General features: G+C 69.5%; 17 protein-coding genes. 10 read left to right on the forward strand and 7 right to left on the reverse strand.

Annotated elements, in window-relative coordinates:
• Positions 1 to 15: 15 nt before the first annotated feature.
• Genes AC3ENX_RS00930 through AC3ENX_RS00940 form a run of 3 tightly spaced genes read right to left on the reverse strand, consistent with a single transcriptional unit; the run spans position 16 to position 2,248 of the window.
• On the reverse strand, positions 16 to 735 hold the full coding sequence (locus AC3ENX_RS00930) for an ABC transporter permease (RefSeq protein WP_434809968.1): 720 nt from the start codon (positions 733 to 735) through the stop codon (positions 16 to 18).
• Positions 732 to 1,421 (reverse strand): ABC transporter permease, encoded by a 690-nt coding sequence (locus tag AC3ENX_RS00935; protein WP_434809969.1) that lies wholly within the window; start codon positions 1,419 to 1,421, stop codon positions 732 to 734. The genes AC3ENX_RS00930 and AC3ENX_RS00935 overlap by 4 nt, the downstream gene beginning before the upstream one ends.
• Entirely contained in the window at positions 1,418 to 2,248 is an 831-nt protein-coding gene (locus tag AC3ENX_RS00940) for an ABC transporter ATP-binding protein (RefSeq protein WP_434809970.1), read from the reverse strand. Before AC3ENX_RS00940 ends, AC3ENX_RS00935 begins: the two co-directional genes overlap by 4 nt.
• A 95-nt stretch (positions 2,249 to 2,343) precedes the next feature.
• Here AC3ENX_RS00940 and AC3ENX_RS00945 point away from each other — a divergent pair, with 95 nt between their 5' ends.
• Positions 2,344 to 3,771, forward strand: a complete 1,428-nt coding sequence (locus AC3ENX_RS00945; protein WP_434809971.1) for a dihydrolipoyl dehydrogenase family protein — start codon at positions 2,344 to 2,346, stop codon at positions 3,769 to 3,771.
• Positions 3,772 to 3,802: 31 nt separating this feature from the next.
• On the opposite strand, the gene AC3ENX_RS00950 is transcribed toward AC3ENX_RS00945, so the two are convergent.
• Positions 3,803 to 4,270 carry a hypothetical protein gene (locus AC3ENX_RS00950; protein WP_434809972.1) on the reverse strand — a complete coding sequence of 156 codons (468 nt, stop codon included), beginning with the start codon at positions 4,268 to 4,270 and terminating at the stop codon, positions 3,803 to 3,805.
• 54 nt (positions 4,271 to 4,324) lie between these two features.
• Here AC3ENX_RS00950 and AC3ENX_RS00955 point away from each other — a divergent pair, with 54 nt between their 5' ends.
• From AC3ENX_RS00955 to AC3ENX_RS00965, 3 genes are read left to right on the forward strand one after another with little or no spacing between them, the layout of a single operon-like run.
• A complete protein-coding gene (locus AC3ENX_RS00955; protein WP_434809973.1) occupies positions 4,325 to 5,056 on the forward strand; it encodes an NYN domain-containing protein in 732 nt (243 codons plus the stop codon).
• Positions 5,053 to 5,454 carry a DUF3054 domain-containing protein gene (locus AC3ENX_RS00960; RefSeq protein WP_434809974.1) on the forward strand — a complete coding sequence of 134 codons (402 nt, stop codon included), beginning with the start codon at positions 5,053 to 5,055 and terminating at the stop codon, positions 5,452 to 5,454. The genes AC3ENX_RS00955 and AC3ENX_RS00960 overlap by 4 nt, the downstream gene beginning before the upstream one ends.
• Positions 5,455 to 5,463: 9 nt before the next feature.
• Complete coding sequence (locus AC3ENX_RS00965; RefSeq protein ID WP_434809975.1) at positions 5,464 to 6,108, forward strand: NAD(P)H-binding protein; 645 nt, start codon at positions 5,464 to 5,466, stop codon at positions 6,106 to 6,108.
• A gap of 16 nt (positions 6,109 to 6,124) precedes the next feature.
• On the opposite strand, the gene AC3ENX_RS00970 is transcribed toward AC3ENX_RS00965, so the two are convergent.
• The gene (locus AC3ENX_RS00970) at positions 6,125 to 6,844 is read right to left on the reverse strand and encodes a cache domain-containing protein (RefSeq protein WP_434809976.1); all 720 of its coding nucleotides are present in this window, start codon (positions 6,842 to 6,844) and stop codon (positions 6,125 to 6,127) included.
• Between the two features lie 53 nt (positions 6,845 to 6,897).
• The gene (locus AC3ENX_RS00975; protein ID WP_434809977.1) at positions 6,898 to 7,659 is read right to left on the reverse strand and encodes a FadR/GntR family transcriptional regulator; all 762 of its coding nucleotides are present in this window, start codon (positions 7,657 to 7,659) and stop codon (positions 6,898 to 6,900) included.
• 127 nt (positions 7,660 to 7,786) lie between these two features.
• Here AC3ENX_RS00975 and AC3ENX_RS00980 point away from each other — a divergent pair, with 127 nt between their 5' ends.
• The 5 genes from AC3ENX_RS00980 to AC3ENX_RS01000 all read left to right on the forward strand — a co-directional run bounded on the left by AC3ENX_RS00980 (position 7,787) and on the right by AC3ENX_RS01000 (position 13,071).
• Positions 7,787 to 8,869 (forward strand): ABC transporter ATP-binding protein, encoded by a 1,083-nt coding sequence (locus AC3ENX_RS00980; RefSeq protein WP_434809978.1) that lies wholly within the window; start codon positions 7,787 to 7,789, stop codon positions 8,867 to 8,869.
• Between the two features lie 50 nt (positions 8,870 to 8,919).
• Positions 8,920 to 10,110 (forward strand): extracellular solute-binding protein, encoded by a 1,191-nt coding sequence (locus tag AC3ENX_RS00985; protein WP_434809979.1) that lies wholly within the window; start codon positions 8,920 to 8,922, stop codon positions 10,108 to 10,110.
• A gap of 77 nt (positions 10,111 to 10,187) precedes the next feature.
• Positions 10,188 to 11,015: an ABC transporter permease gene (locus tag AC3ENX_RS00990; RefSeq protein ID WP_434809980.1), complete on the forward strand. Its 828-nt coding sequence runs from the start codon at positions 10,188 to 10,190 to the stop codon at positions 11,013 to 11,015.
• A 9-nt stretch (positions 11,016 to 11,024) separates the two neighbouring features.
• Positions 11,025 to 11,834, forward strand: coding sequence for an ABC transporter permease (locus AC3ENX_RS00995; RefSeq protein ID WP_434809981.1), 810 nt, complete (start codon positions 11,025 to 11,027; stop codon positions 11,832 to 11,834).
• A 154-nt stretch (positions 11,835 to 11,988) separates the two neighbouring features.
• On the forward strand, positions 11,989 to 13,071 hold the full coding sequence (locus AC3ENX_RS01000) for a DNA glycosylase AlkZ-like family protein (RefSeq protein WP_434809982.1): 1,083 nt from the start codon (positions 11,989 to 11,991) through the stop codon (positions 13,069 to 13,071).
• Here the strand turns inward: AC3ENX_RS01000 and AC3ENX_RS01005 are convergent.
• Positions 13,049 to 13,600, reverse strand: a complete 552-nt coding sequence (locus AC3ENX_RS01005) for a CueP family metal-binding protein (RefSeq protein WP_434809983.1) — start codon at positions 13,598 to 13,600, stop codon at positions 13,049 to 13,051. The two genes, AC3ENX_RS01000 and AC3ENX_RS01005, sit on opposite strands and share 23 nt — an antisense overlap.
• On the opposite strand from AC3ENX_RS01005, the gene AC3ENX_RS01010 reads away from it, so the two are divergent.
• A complete protein-coding gene (locus tag AC3ENX_RS01010; RefSeq protein ID WP_434809984.1) occupies positions 13,599 to 14,924 on the forward strand; it encodes a M18 family aminopeptidase in 1,326 nt (441 codons plus the stop codon). The genes AC3ENX_RS01005 and AC3ENX_RS01010 overlap by 2 nt on opposite strands.
• Positions 14,925 to 15,030 lie beyond the last annotated feature (106 nt).

A 15,030-nucleotide genomic window follows, 5' to 3' on the forward strand; every position in this document is an offset into this window, starting at 1 on the left:
TTGTGATGCAGGGTCTCAAGAAGTGGCGACCGACGGGCGCCGGAGCGGGGTGAGTCGACGCGCCGGTCGCGCGGTCACGCCGTGTGGAACGACAACGCGCTGCAGCAGGGCGAACATTCCGTCGAGGATGAGGGCGAGCGCGATCACGACGATGGATGCGCCGAGCACTTGGTCGAAGCGGCGCAGGGGAATGCCCTGCAGGATGTAGAAGCCGAGCCCGCCGAGGCCGACGTACGTTGCGATCGTGACGGTGGCGACGACCTGCAGGGTCGCCGAGCGCAGTCCGCCGATCAGCAGCGGCAGTCCGAGCGGCACCTCGATCTTCCACAGCACCTGCCATGCTGTCATGCCGACAGCGCGCCCGGCATCGATCGTGGTGCGGTTGATGGCTTCGAAGCCGGCGTAGGCACCGGCGAGGATCGACGGGATCGCCAGCACGACGAACGACGCGACGGCCGCCTCGGTCTTGTGGGTGACGCCGAGGACGAGCCACAGCAGCACGACGAGTCCGAGGGCGGGGATCGCGCGCGCCGCGCCCGAGAGTGCGACGGCGAAGTCACGGCCGCGGCCCGTGTGGCCGATCAGCCAGCCGACGGGGATCGCGATGATCGCGGCGATCGCGACCGAGCCGAACGTGAACGCGAGGTGCTGCACGATCGCCTCCCAGAGGGGAAGCGAGCCGGTCGCGCGGTCGGGCGAGAAGATCCAGGCGAAGGCATCGATGAAGAGGTTCATGCGATCGCCGCCTTCGCGGAGCGTGCGGCGCGGCGCTCACGACGGGTGGCCGCGCGGGTGGGCAGCCACGGCATGAGCAGGCGCCCGGCGAGGGCGAGCACCAGGTCGACGATGATCGCGATGACGACGACGGCGACGACGCCCGCGAGCACCTCGGGGATGATCCGACGCTGCCCGCCGTTGGTGAACAGGTAGCCGAGGTTCTGGATGCCGATGAGGATGCCGACGGTCGCGAGCGAGATCGTCGAGGTGGCGGTGACCCGAAGCCCCGCGAGCATGACCGGACCGGCCAGCGGGAATTCGACGGCCCAGAATCGGCGCCACGGACCGTAGCCGACCGCGACGGCCGCCGCGCGGGCACTCGGGTCTGCGGATTCGAGTCCGTCGGTCACCGAGCGCACCATGATCGCGACGCCGTAGATGGTGAGCGCCACGATGAGGTTGATCTCGCTGTCCATGCGGAAGCCGAAGCTCGCGGCGAGCACCGCGAACAGCCCGAGCGACGGGATCGTGTAGAGCAGCCCGACCGTCGTGAGTACCGGTCCGCGGAGCTTCGTGTACCGGAACGCCGACCAGCCGATCGGCACCGCGATGATGAAGCTGAGCACGATCGGGACGATGCTCTGCCGCAGGTGATCCAGTGACAGGCTCCAGATGAGGTCGAGGTTGTCGAGGATCCAGCTCACGGTGACCCGTCGCCTTCGACGAGCACGCCCTGCGTGCGACCCGCGTCATCGACCAGCACCGTGCCGGTTGTCGTCTGCTTCGTGCGCAGGGCCCGTGACCCGCGCTCGAGTCCGACGAAGTCGCGCACGAAGTCGTTCGCGGGACGCTCGATGATCTCGCTGGGGCTGCCGACCTGTGCGATCCTGGCGCCCTTCTGCAGGATGACGACCTGATCGCCCAGGAGGAAGGCCTCGTCGATGTCGTGCGTGACGAAGACGACGGTCTTGTCGAGGTCGCGCTGCAGACGCAGCGTCTCGGCCTGCAGCTCCTTGCGCACGATCGGGTCGACGGCGCCGAACGGCTCGTCCATGAGCAGGATGTTCGGGTCGGCGGCGAGGCCGCGGGCGACGCCGACGCGCTGCTGCTGACCGCCCGACAGCTGCCGAGGGTACCGGCCCGCGAGGCTGCGGTCCAGGCCGACCACGTCGAGCAGTTCGAGGGCGCGCTCGCGCGCCTTGGCCTTCGGGGTGCCACTCAAGACCGGCACCGTCGCGACGTTGTCGAGCACCGAGAAGTGGGGGAGCAGGCCCGCGTTCTGCATGACGTAGCCGATGCTGCGGCGCAGCTGCACCGGGTCGCGTCCCGTGATGGGCTCGTCGTCGATGAGGATCTCGCCAGATGTCGTGTCGACGAGGCGGTTGATCATGCGCAGCAGGGTGGTCTTGCCGCACCCGGACGACCCCACGAAGACCGTCGTCTTGTGTGCGGGAATGCGCAGGCTGAAGTCATCGACCGCGACCGTGCCATCAGGAAACTGCTTGGTCACGGAGCGGAACTCGATCGCCATGGCATCCTCCGGGTCGGGGCTTCCCACCCAACCACAGCCGTGCGACATCGCGCACGGGGCTGGCATTCGGCGTCACACTCGGGTAGTGAGAGGACATGGCTGAGGATGCATACGACCTGATCGTCATCGGCGCGGGCCCGGTGGGAGAGAACGTCGCCGATCGGGCGGTGCGGGGCGGATTGAGAGCAGTGATCGTCGAACGCGAACTCGTCGGCGGCGAATGCTCCTACTGGGCGTGCATGCCGTCGAAGGTGCTGCTGCGCGCCGGAGCCGCGCGCGAGGCGGCTGTGCATGCGCCGGGTGCGGGCGTTTCCGCAGCCGGCGGAGTCGACGTCGCCGCCGTGCTGCGGCGCCGCGACGAGATCGTGCACGAATGGGACGACTCCGGGCAGGTGCGGTGGCTCCACGACGCGGGAATCGACCTCGTCCGCGGCCACGGACGCCTCACGGGCGAGCGTGAGGTGACCGTCACCGACAGTGCAGGTGGGAGCACCGTCCTGCGCGCGAACCATGCCGTCGCGGTGTGCACAGGGTCTGCCGCGCTTCTGCCCGATGTTCCCGGGCTGGCCGATGCGAGCCCCTGGACCAGCCGTGAGGCCACGGCTGTGCGCGAGGTTCCCGGGTCGCTCGTGATCGTGGGCGGCGGCGTCGTCGCGTGCGAACTGGCGACGGCGTACGCCTCGTTCGGCACGAGCGTGACGATGCTGGTGCGATCGGGGGTCCTCGGCGGACTCGAGCCGATCGCGGGCGAGGCTGTGCGGGCGGCGCTGCGCGCCGACGGCGTCGATGTGCGGTTGGGCGTCGAGCCGGTCGGAGTGGAGCGTGACCCCGACGGACGGGTGCTCGTCGCGCTGCCGGACGGCGAGGTGCGCGCAGACGAGATCCTGGTCGCGACCGGGCGGACGCCGCGCACCGGCGACCTCGGGCTTGACAGCATCGGGCTCGAACCGGGCACCTGGCTCGACGTCGACGACACGATGCGCGTGCGGGGGTCGTCCTGGCTCTACGCAGTGGGCGACGTCAACCACCGGGCTCTGCTCACCCACCAGGGCAAGTACCAGGCGCGAGCTGCGGGCGATGCCATCGCCGCCCGCGCACGCGGGGCTGCCGTCGACGACGGCCGGTGGGGGGCGCACGCGGCGACCGCCGATCACGGCGCCGTGCCGCAGGTCGTGTTCACGAACCCTGAGATCGCGGCGGTCGGTCGCACGGCCGCAGCCGCCGAAGCGGACGGTGTCGCGGTCGAGGTGCTCGACTACGACCTGTCATGGGTCGCCGGTGCGTCCACGCATGCCGACGGCTACCGCGGTCAGGCGCGCGCGGTCGTCGACACGGAGCGCGGCGTGCTGATCGGTGCCACCTTCGTCGGCGCCGACGTGGCCGAGTTGCTGCACGCGGCGACCATCGCGATCGTCGGCGAGGTGCCGATCGACCGCCTCTGGCACGCCGTGCCCGCCTACCCGACACTCAGCGAAGTCTGGCTGCGGTGGCTCGAGGCGTACGGGCGGCCCACCGGCGTCTGACGATGCCGGCGGGTCCGGGCGGCCCCAGGAGTCAGTGCGCCGACGCGAGGATGCCGCGCGCGGCGGCGAGCTGTGCGGCATCCCGAGCCCGCGCCCGGCGCTGCACACGCGAGATCTCGTACGCGACGATCACGACGATCCCGGCCAAGGCGAAGGCCGCCGACTGCGTGTACCCGGTGCCCGGTGGCGTGTCCCAATGGCCGCCGGCGATCCCCAACCAGATGCCGTATTCCGTCATCGGGTTGGCGAGCACCACGATGCCGAGCGCGATGATCGCGCCCATCGTGGCCGTGCCGCGGCTGAAGAACGTGGCGACCGCGGCCACGAGCATCGCCGCGATCCACAAGGCCAACAGGATGCCGCCGTTGGCGGGCCGGTCCATCGCGGTGTAACAGGCCGGGCTGCTGTGATCGGTCTGACACGGCACCCAGGCATGCCACGTCGCAACGGCTCCAGCGATCCCCATCGCGAAGAGCCCGATCCCCCAGAATCGGTTCATGGCGTCAGCGTAGCGCCCACTGCCGACACGGCGGAAGACTGACATGCTGGACGTATGGCACAGCCCAACGACCTGCTCGCCGTCCTGGTCGACGCCGACAACGTCTCGCCCGCCCGCATCGGCGCAGTCCTCTCCGAGATCTCGCAGTACGGCACCGCCTCGGTCAAGCGCGTCTACGGCGACTGGACCAAGCCGAACCTGCGCAGTTGGAAGGACGCGGCAGCCGACCACGTCATCCAGCCGATCCAGCAGTTCGACAACACGACGGGCAAGAACGCGACCGACAGTGCCCTCATCATCGACGCGATGGACCTGCTGTACACGCGCCGCTTCCAGGGGTTCTGCATCGTCTCGAGCGACAGCGACTTCACGCGACTGGCATCCCGTATTCGCGAGGAGGGCGTCACCGTCTACGGTTTCGGGGAGCGCAAGACCCCCGAGGCGTTCCGCAACGCGTGCGACCAATTCACCTACCTCGAGGTGCTCGAAGAGCCCGACACACTCGACCCCGAGGCGCCGCGCGAGCGGGTGCCGGGTGCGAAGCTGCGACAGGACGCGAAGCTGGTCACCACCCTGCGCACCGCCGCCTCGCACGCTGCCGGAGAAGACGGTTGGGCGAACCTCGGCACCGTCGGTCAGCTCGTGCGCAAGCAGCAGCCCGACTTCGACTCGCGCAACTGGGGCTACGCGAAGCTGTCGGACCTCGTCAAGGCGGTCGGCCTGTTCACCGTCGAGACCAAGCCCGGCGGCATGCGCCTGAAGGACAAGAAGAAGGTCGCCGCGTGAGCGCACGGCTCGTGCTGCTCGCGGCGCTCGCCGACGTCGTCTTCGTGACGGGCTTCGCCCTCACCGGTCGGCTCAGCCACGAAGAGCATCCGCTGCTCGGTTTGTGGACGACCGCGTGGCCCTTCCTCGCCGGCCTGGCGGTCGGCTGGCTGCTCACGCTCGCATGGCGTGCACCGACTGCGCCGCTGCGGACGGGTGTCGGCGTGTGGGCGGTCACGCTGGCGGGCGGGATGCTGCTGCGCGCCGCATCCGGTCAGGGCACGGCACCGGCGTTCATCATCGTCGCGGCGATCGTGCTCGCGGTGACCCTCGTGGGGTGGCGGGCGGTCGCCGCCCTCGTTCGCCACCGCCGTCTCGTCGGAGCTGCGGCCGGAGCCGAAGCGAGCAGGGGAGCGTAGGCTCGAAGGATGTCGCGCATCCTGTTGATCGGCGGCCATGGCAAGGTCGCCCTGCTGCTCGAACCCCTGCTCGTCGACGCCGGACACGACGTCACCGCCGTCGTTCGGAACTCGGAACACGAACACGACGTCGCCGCGACCGGGGCCACCCCGCTCGTCGCAGACGTCGAGCACCTCGACGTCGCAGCGCTGACTGATCTCGCGCGCGGCCATGACATCGTGATCTGGTCGGCCGGGGCCGGGGGCGGCAACCCCGACCGCACGTACGCACTCGATCGCGACACCGCGATCAGGTCGATGGATGCCGCCGCTGCGGCAGGCGTCCGCAGGTACCTCATGGTCTCGTACTTCGGTGCCCGAGCAGACCACGGGATCGACCCGGACAACCCGTTCTTCGCATACGCCGAGGCGAAAGCCGCCGCTGATGAGCACCTGCGCGCGAGCGACCTCGACTGGACGATCCTGGCCCCCAGCACCCTCACACTCGACGAACCGACGGGGCGCATCGACGCAGAGGCCACGGCATCCGGATCCGTCTCACGCGCCGATGTCGCAGCGGTCACCGCCGCGGCCGTCGACGAGCCCGCAACGATCGGCCGCACCGTGCGCTTCAACGCCGGCGACACCCCGATCGCCGAAGCCCTGCGCGGCTGACAGACGCGGAAACGGATCAGGCCAGGCGCAGCACCTCGAGGTCGACGTGGCGGCACGCGCGACGCTCTGCGATGTCGACGCGGTCTGCGCGCAGCACGTCGCCGGCCGAGAACCGGTCGTCGGTGGAGACCAGCACCCGGGAGACGCCGTTGACGAGCACCAGCGGCGTCGTGAGGGCGTGCAACGGGGGAGTGAGTCGGCGTTCGATCGTCTCGATGAGCACGTCGAGGCCGGCGACACCAGCGAAGCGGCCGTCGACGGTGACCGGCGCGGCCGCCGTCATCGTGTACTCGTCGCTGCAGAGGTAGTCGACGTACGGCCCCGCCACGTGGGGGCGCCCCGTCGCCTGCGGCACCCGGAACCACTCCAGGTCGCGGTAGTCGATCGCCTGCTTGACCGACTGCGCAGGGAAGACGAGCTTTCGGCGGTCAGCGCCCTGCCACCAGGCGAGATGGCTTGCGGCGTCGGAGAGCAGGCCGACTTCCGCGATGAATCCCGCACCGTAGACCGGTTCGGTGGGGTGGTCGAGCATGCCGATCGCGTGCGGCTGCACGAGATCGTCGAGCCGGGACACCGTCAACTGCTCGTCGCCCTGGTCGCCGAGTTCGGCGGCGATCCGATCTGCGTGGGACTGCAACGGCTCGAGCAGCGCGGCGAAGTACGCCGAGACCGTCTCGACGGCACGGTCGAGCGCCGCATCGGCGATGGCGACGTCGACGGAACGGGTCGCTGACATGGGGGTCTCCTCGGGTGGCTGTGTGACGGCATCGTACACACGCCGTGTCACGGTCATGTCTCGTCGTTCTGCGCTCGCAGGGTGAGCAGAGCACGTGTCGCCTCGGTGACGGCGAGTTCGGTGAGCCGGGCGGCCTCGACGTCGTCGCCGTCCGCAACCGCGTCGAGGGTGGCATCGAGCAGGGTGCGCTGCCGGGCGCGCGTGTCGCCGTCGAGCAGGCGCAGCAGCGGCGAGAGCTCCGCCTGCAGGCGCATCTGGTCCCGGGTGAGCCGTGCGGATTGGCTGAGCGCGACCAGTTCCAGCTGCAGATCGTCCATCGTCTGACGCCACAGGCCGGCATCCTCGGTGTCGAGGCGGCCCATCTTGGCGCGGATCGTGTCGATCTCGCTCGGCGCCGACCGGCGTGCCGCGAGCCGCACCGCCGCGACCGTGATCGCGGCGTAGTGCAGCGCGAGATCGCGCAGCGCGAGCCCGCTCGAAGCGCGCAGCGCCTCGCGGGCGAACGCGAACGGGTCGGCAGACTCCGACACGAAGCTGCCGCCGTGGCGGCCGCGCCTGGTGACCACGAGTCCGCGCGCGCGGAGGCCGAGCAGGGCTTCGCGCACCGTGACGGGGGCGACCCCCATGGTGCGGGCCAGGTCGGCCTCGGAGGGGAGGCGTTCCCCGGCGCGGAGATGGCCGCCGGTGATGGCGTCGGCCAGCCGCTTCTCGACGAGTTCGGCGCGTCCCTGTTCGCCGATCGACGTGAACATCGCCCCTTGCAGGCGGTGCGGGCGTCGTTCGGATGCCGTGGGCTGGCTGGTCACGCTCTCCATCCTCTCACCGGGGTCCGTCGCGGCAGCGAGCGACCGACACGATCTGGACACACGCTTGAAATATAACCTCTGTTTCTATATGTTTACTCGTGCTTGGAGCACAGAGTCGTCCCGAGGAGTTCTGCAAATGCCGCCCACTGCCGCACCCGGAACCGCCGCCGACAGCGCGGCCCACACCGCCGGTCGAGGTGACGTCGTCCTGTCACAGGTCACCAAGACCTTCGGATCGATGACGGCCGTCCACGACCTCGACCTCGAGGTGCAGGCGGGGGAGTTCCTCTCCATGCTCGGGCCGTCCGGCTCCGGCAAGACCACCGTGCTGCGCATGATCGCCGGGTTCGAAGACGTCACGAGCGGCAGCATCCGCATCGGCGGCGACGAGATCACCCGCATCCCGCCGCACCAGCGTCCCGTCAACACCGTGTTCCAGGACTACGCCCTGTTCCCGCACCTGACCATCGCCGAGAACGTCGCCTACGGGCTGAAGGTGCGCGGCCAGTCCCGCGCCGCACGCCAGGCCGCCGTCGCCGAGGCGATCGACCAGGTGCGGCTCGGTCACGTCGCAGACCGACTGCCGCACCAGCTGTCGGGCGGACAGCGGCAGCGCATCGCGCTGGCCCGCGCCCTCATCCTCCGCCCGCGCGTGCTGCTGCTCGATGAGCCGCTCGGGGCGCTCGACAAGCAGTTGCGCGAAGAGATGCAGATCGAGCTCAAGCGCATCCAGCGCGACGTCGGCATCACGTTCATCTTCGTGACGCACGACCAGGAGGAGGCGCTCACCCTGAGTGACCGTGTGGCCGTGTTCAACGACGGCCGCATCGAACAGGTCGGCACCGCCCGTGAGGTCTACGAGTACCCGCAGACCGAATTCGTCGCACGGTTCCTCGGGCTGTCGAACATCCTCCCGGCGCCGGTCGCCGAGAAGCTCACCGGCACCGCGGCGGCCATCAGCATCCGCCCAGAGCGGGTGCGTCTGCTCGAGCGGGATGCCGACGCCCCGACGACCGCCGGCGACGTCGTCGTGGAGGGCACCGTCGCCGAGATCGTCTACACCGGGCCCACCACCCGCGTGCTCGTCGACGCGGCCGACGGGCTGCGCCTGATCGCAGAGACGCAGAACACCCACCACCCCGCAGCCGACGTGCACGTCACCCGCGGTGACCGCGTCCGCGTCGCCTGGGCGGCCGACCACGCCGCCGTCCTGCCCTGACTCCCCACCCGCACCACCTCGGAAACCACCAGAGAAACAAGGAGCGATCCATGAACAGCAGACTGATCGCCGGCGCGGCGGCCATCGCGGCCGTCACCCTGGCCCTGTCCGCCTGCAGCGGCACCACCACCGACGGCGGTGGCGGCGACGCCCCCGGCGGCCTGCAGATCGACGTGCCCGACGTGCCCATGCACGAAGAGATGGGCGACTACGAAGGCTCGGTCGACATCGTCGCCTGGAGCGGCTTCGTCGAGCCGGCCTGGTCGGACCAGTTCACCGCAGACACCGGCTGCACCGTCAACCGCCGTGTCGCCGGCACGAGCGACGAGATGGTCCAGCTCATGCGCACCGGCGACTACGACCTTGTCTCGGCATCCGGCGACGCGAGCCTGCGCCTGATCGCCGGCGGCGACGTCGCCCCGCTGAACCTCGACCTCATCGAGAACTTCGGCGACGACATCGTCCCCGGCATGAAGGGCCAGCTGTACGACACCATCAACGGCAAGTCGTACGGTGTGCCCATCGGTCGCGGCGCGAACATCCTGCAGTACAACAGCGAGGTCGTCACCGAAGAGCCGACGAGCTGGTCGGTCGCGTGGGAGGCAGACAGCCCCTACGCCGGCAAGGTCATCGCCTACGACGCGCCGATCTACATCGCCGACGCCGCCGTGTACCTCATGGCCACTCAGCCCGACCTCGGCATCACGAACCCGTACGCGCTGGACCAGACCCAGCTGGACGCTGCGATCGAGCTGCTCAAGCAGCAGAACGGCATCGTCTCGGAGTACTGGGCCGACCCCGCCGCGCAGATCACGTCGTTCGTCGGCGGCAACACCGTGCTCGGCACCTCGTGGGAGGTGCTGCGCAAGCTCACCGAAGACGAGAAGTACAAGTCGGTGCTGCCCGAAGAAGGCTCGACCGGCTGGTCGGACGCGTGGATGCTGTCGGCAGAGTCCGACGCGCCCAACTGCGCGTACGCGTGGATGGACTACACGAGCTCGCCCGAGGTCAACGGCGCGATCGCGATGAACTTCGGCATGGCTCCGGCCAACGCCGCGTTCTGCGACCTGAACGACGAGGCTGCCGCGCACTGCGAGTACTACAACGCACTCGACGAGGAGTACTTCGAGAAGGTGTGGTTCTGGACCACCCCGATCGAGCAGTGCATCGACGGCCGCACCGACGTCACCTGCACGAACTTCCAGCAGTGGACCGACGCCTGGCTCACCGTCAAGGGCTGACGCCCTGACCGGATGCGGGTGGTCGGCGCCGGTCGCCCACCCGCATCCACCCCCACATTCACGAAGGGAACGCGCACATGAAGCGTCGCGCACAGCTGGCGGGCCTGCTCGCCCTGCCGATGCTGTGGCTGGTCGGCATCTACATCTTCTCGCTGGTGATGCTGCTGGTCACCGCGTTCTGGACCACCGACCCGTTCACATCGAAGGTGACCCCCGGGTTCACCACCCGCAACTTCGAGCAGCTCGTCGCGAACCCCGCGTACCTGTCGACGGCGGTGCGGACGCTCGTGATCGCCCTCGCGGTGACCGCACTCAGCATCCTCATCTCGGTGCCACTGGGCATTTTCATGGCCAAGATCGCACGGCCATGGCTACGCGCGGTGCTCGCCGTGGCGATCACGCTGCCGCTGTGGGCCGGCTACCTCGTGAAGATCCTGGCGATGCGCGTCACCTTCACCGAAGAGGGCTTCTTCAACTGGGCGTTCGCGCCCCTGGGGATCACCGGTCCCGGATTCAGTGAGACGACCGTCGTGCTCACCCTCACCTACCTCTGGCTGCCGTACATGGCGGTGCCGGTGTACACCGCGATCCGCCAGCTGCCGCCGAACCTCTTCGACGCCGCAGCCGACCTCGGCGCAGGTGCCTGGCGCACCATCCGCACCGTGGTGCTGCCGCTCATCAAGCCGGCGATCATCGCCGGCAGCATCTTCACCTTCTCGCTGAGCCTCGGCGACTACATCGCCGCGAAGTTCGTCGGCGGTTCGACTCAGATGATCGGCAGCATCATCGCGTCGAACATCAACCTGAACCCGCCGATCGCTGCCGCCTTCTCGGTCGTGCCCATCGTGTTCGTCATCGTCTACCTGCTCAGCGTGCAGCGCAGCGGCGCGCTGGAGCGGATGTAAGGGGTCGTCATGCTCAGGCTTTCGCGTTCGGCCAAGATCGGCCTCGGGGTCATCGTCGCCGTCGTGCTCGTGTTCATGTACGTGCCACTGGCCCTCGTCATGCTCAACTCGTTCAACGAGGCGCGCATCGCGAGCTGGCCCATCCGCGGGCTGTCGCTGGAATGGTGGGGCAAGGCGCTCGTCAGCGAACCCATCCGCCTCGCGATCTGGAACTCGATCCTGGTGGGGCTCGGCGCCACCGCGATCGCCCTCGTGCTCGGAACCCTCGTCGCCTTCGCGCTGCAGCGGTACGCGTTCTTCGGCAAGCAGACCGTCAACCTCCTCGTCGTGCTGCCGATCGCCCTGCCCGGTGTGGTCACCGGTGTCGCGCTGAACAACACGTACAACCAGCTGCTGGAGCCCATCGGCATCCAGGTCGGCTACTTCGGCATGATCATCGCGCACGCGACCTTCTGCATCGTGATGGTCTTCAACAATGTGTTCGCCCGCCTCCGCCGGCTCAGCCCGAACGTCGAGGAGGCCTCGCGGGACCTCGGTGCGACGCCGTGGCAGACGTTCCGGCTCATCACCTTCCCGCAGTTCCGGTCGGCGTTCATCGCCGGTGGCATCCTCGCCTTCGCGCTCTCGTTCGACGAGGTCGTGGTGACGATCTTCACGGCGCCGCCGGGCGTGGACACCCTGCCGCTGTGGATGATGAACCAGATGGCGCGCCCGAATGAGGCCAGCATGGTGAACGTCGTCGCCACCGTCGTCATCCTGTTCTCGCTCCTGCCGGTATGGGCGTCGCAGCGCCTGGGTCGCGAGGTCACCGACCGCTGACACGGGTTCCCCGGGTTTCGATACGCGCCGCCTGCGGTGGCGCACGCAACCACCGGGAACGGCGCAGCCGCGGTGCCCAGCCGGTGATCGAGTGCCGCGGCGCGGCCGCGGTGTATCGAGATCCCATGTCCGCGACGGCCGCTACGCTTCACGCATGCACCGGCTGACCCGTGATCAGGCGCGCCGCATCGCGGTGCGGGCGCAGCTGCTCGACGCGGAGCGTCCGGGCGACGTGGTCGAGGTGGCCGAGCAGATCGGGTCGGTCAAGATCGATCCGACGGCCGTGATCGCCCCGTGCGAGCACACGGTGCTGTGGGCGCGTATCGGATTCGGGTACGAGCCGGGCCATCTGCAGAAGGCGGTCGAGGACGACCGAGCGCTGTTCGAGTTCGACGGGAGATTCCGCCCGGCGAGCCTGCTGCCTGCGCTGCTGCCGCGGCTGCGGCGGCGCGAGTTCCGCCCGCAGACGCAGGAATGGCTCGACGCCAACGCGCGCTTCCGCCGTGACCTGCTGGCGCGGTTGCGGGCAGACGGACCGTTGGCGGCATCCGATCTGGAGGACACCAGTCAGGTCGCGGGCAACGACGAAGCCGGCTGGTACGGGTCCAACCAAGTGCCGCGGATGCTCGAGCTGCTCTCTCATCGAGCCGAGGTGGCGATCGTCGGGCGGCGTGGCCGGAACCGTGTGTGGGACATCGCCGAGCGCGCCTACGCCGGTGTCGCTGAGCTCGGGTACGACGAGGCCGGGGCTGTGCTGGAGCGGCGCAGGCTGCAGGCGGCGGGGATCGCCAAGCGCAAGTCGCCCTGGACGCCGGTGGGCGAGGCGGGGGAGCCCGCTGAGGTCGAAGGCAGTGCGTGGAAGTGGCGTGTCGACCCCGACGCGCTCGCCACCCTCGACGACGACCCGGGTGGCCGCGTCGCACTGCTGAACCCGTACGACGGCATGCTGTTCGACCGGCCGCGGCTGAAGGAACTGTTCGAGTTCGACTACGTGCTCGAGCAGTTCAAGCCGAAGGCGCAGCGCCGGTACGGCTATTTCGCGCACCCGATCCTGCTCGGCGACCGGTTCGTGGGGCTCGTCGATGCGGCGCTCGACAAGAAGAAGGAGAAGCTCGTCGTCGAGGCCGTGCACGAGCTCACCCCGTTCGACGACGACGAACGCGAGATGGTGGATGCCGAGCTCCGCGACCTCGCCGAATGGCTCGGCGTCGAACTCAGCGCAGCCGAAGCGTCGTGATGCAGGTCGGGTCTTCGGGCCCGGTGCCGATCGTGGCCGATGCCGTGCCCTGCACCCCGGTGATGGTCAAGGTGGCGGTCAGGCCGCTCGGCAGCCAGAGTCCGATGAAGCCGTTGTCGGCGGCGGTGCGCGGCTCGTCGACGAGGATCTCGCCGGTATCGGTGACGACGGTGACGTCGAACTCGCCGGAGCGCAGTTCTCCGAGGCACGTCGTCGGGCTGTGGAAGAAGCAGTCGTGCGTCTGGGAGACGTACGGCGCGACAGACAGGTAGAACAGATCGTCGGGAAGCGGATACTCCTCTTCGACCACCCCATTCGTGTACAGCACCCGGTCTGCGAGCACCGACGCGGTGATACTCGCCTGGCGGTCGTCGATCGGCGTGGACTCGAGCGTGTCGATGAGTTCGACCGCCGACATGTCGCTACCGGTCTCGACGCTCAAGTATCCGGTCGGCTCCTGCGGCGCGCACCCTGCGGCGGCCGTGGTGAGGATGACGGCGAGGAACAGGGCGGCGGCGCGGCGGAGCATGCCTCCAGTCAATCACCCGCGAACTACGATCGAAGGCGTGACCGTCACGCCCGCCGCCCTCGCCCACGCTGAAGACCTCGCCGCGTTCGTCGCGGCCTCGCCGTCGAGCTTCCATGCCGCTGCCGAGGTCGCGAGGCGGCTGACGGATGCCGGTTTCACGGCGCTGGATGAAGGCGAAGCCTGGCCCGAGCAGCCCGGTGGGCGGTACCTCGTCGTGCGAGACGGCGCAGTGCTCGCGTGGGTGGTGCCGACCGCCGCGACCGCGGCGACCGGTGTGCACGTGTTCGGCGCGCACAGCGACTCGCCGGCCTTCAAGCTCAAGCCGCAGCCGACCACCGGCAGCCGCGGCTGGCTGCAGGCCGGTGTCGAGATCTACGGCGGCCCGCTGCTGAACTCCTGGCTCGACCGCGAGTTGCGCCTGGCCGGGCGGCTCGTCCTCGACGACGGCACCGAGGCGCTCGCCGCCACCGGCGCGCTGCTGCGCCTGCCGCAACTGGCGATCCACCTCGACCGCCAGGTCAACGACGGCCTCGCGCTGCACAAGCAGCAGCAGACACAGCCGGTGTGGGGTCTGGGGGAGGCCGGCACCGCCGACATCCTCGCCGAGCTCGCCGCAGCCGCGGGGGTGGATGCCGCCCGCATCCGCGGCTACGACATCGTCACCGCCGACACCGCCCGCGGCGCCGTGTTCGGCAAAGACGACGCGTTCTTCGCGGCCGGCCGCCTCGATGACCTCGCCTCGGTGCACGCCGGGCTGGTCGCCCTCGAAGCAGTCGCCGACGGATTCGACGGCGAGCACATCGCGATGCTCGCCGTGTTCGACCATGAGGAGGTCGGCTCGGCCACCCGCTCGGGTGCCGCAGGGCCGTTCCTCGCGGACGTGCTCGAACGCATCCAGCTCTCCCTCGGCGCCGACCGCGACCAGCAGCACCGAGCGCTCGCGGCATCGTGGTGCGTGTCGAGCGACGTGGGGCACTCGGTGCACCCCAACTACGCCGACCGGCACGACCCCGTCGTGCAGCCGCTCCTCGGATCGGGCCCGATCCTCAAGATCAACGCGAACCAGCGCTACGCGACCGACGGTGTCGGGGCTGCGGCCTGGAACGGCTGGTGCGACACCGCTGGTGTGACCAGCCAGGAGTTCGTCTCGAACAACGCGGTGCCGTGCGGCTCGACGATCGGCCCCATCACGGCGACGCGTCTCGGCATCCGCACGGTCGACGTCGGCATCCCGATCCTGTCGATGCACTCGGCCCGTGAACTCGCCGGCACCGCCGACCTGCACGACCTCAGCGCCGTCGCCGGCGCGTTCTTCGCGGGCTGACGCGTTTCGTCTCGCTCCGCTCGCTCAACGACCGTCGCTGCGCTCGGTCGTTGAGCGAGGAGCGTAGCGACGAGACGAAACGTGACGGTCAGGCGCGCAGCGGGGC

Source organism: Microbacterium sp. bgisy189 (assembly GCF_057707225.1).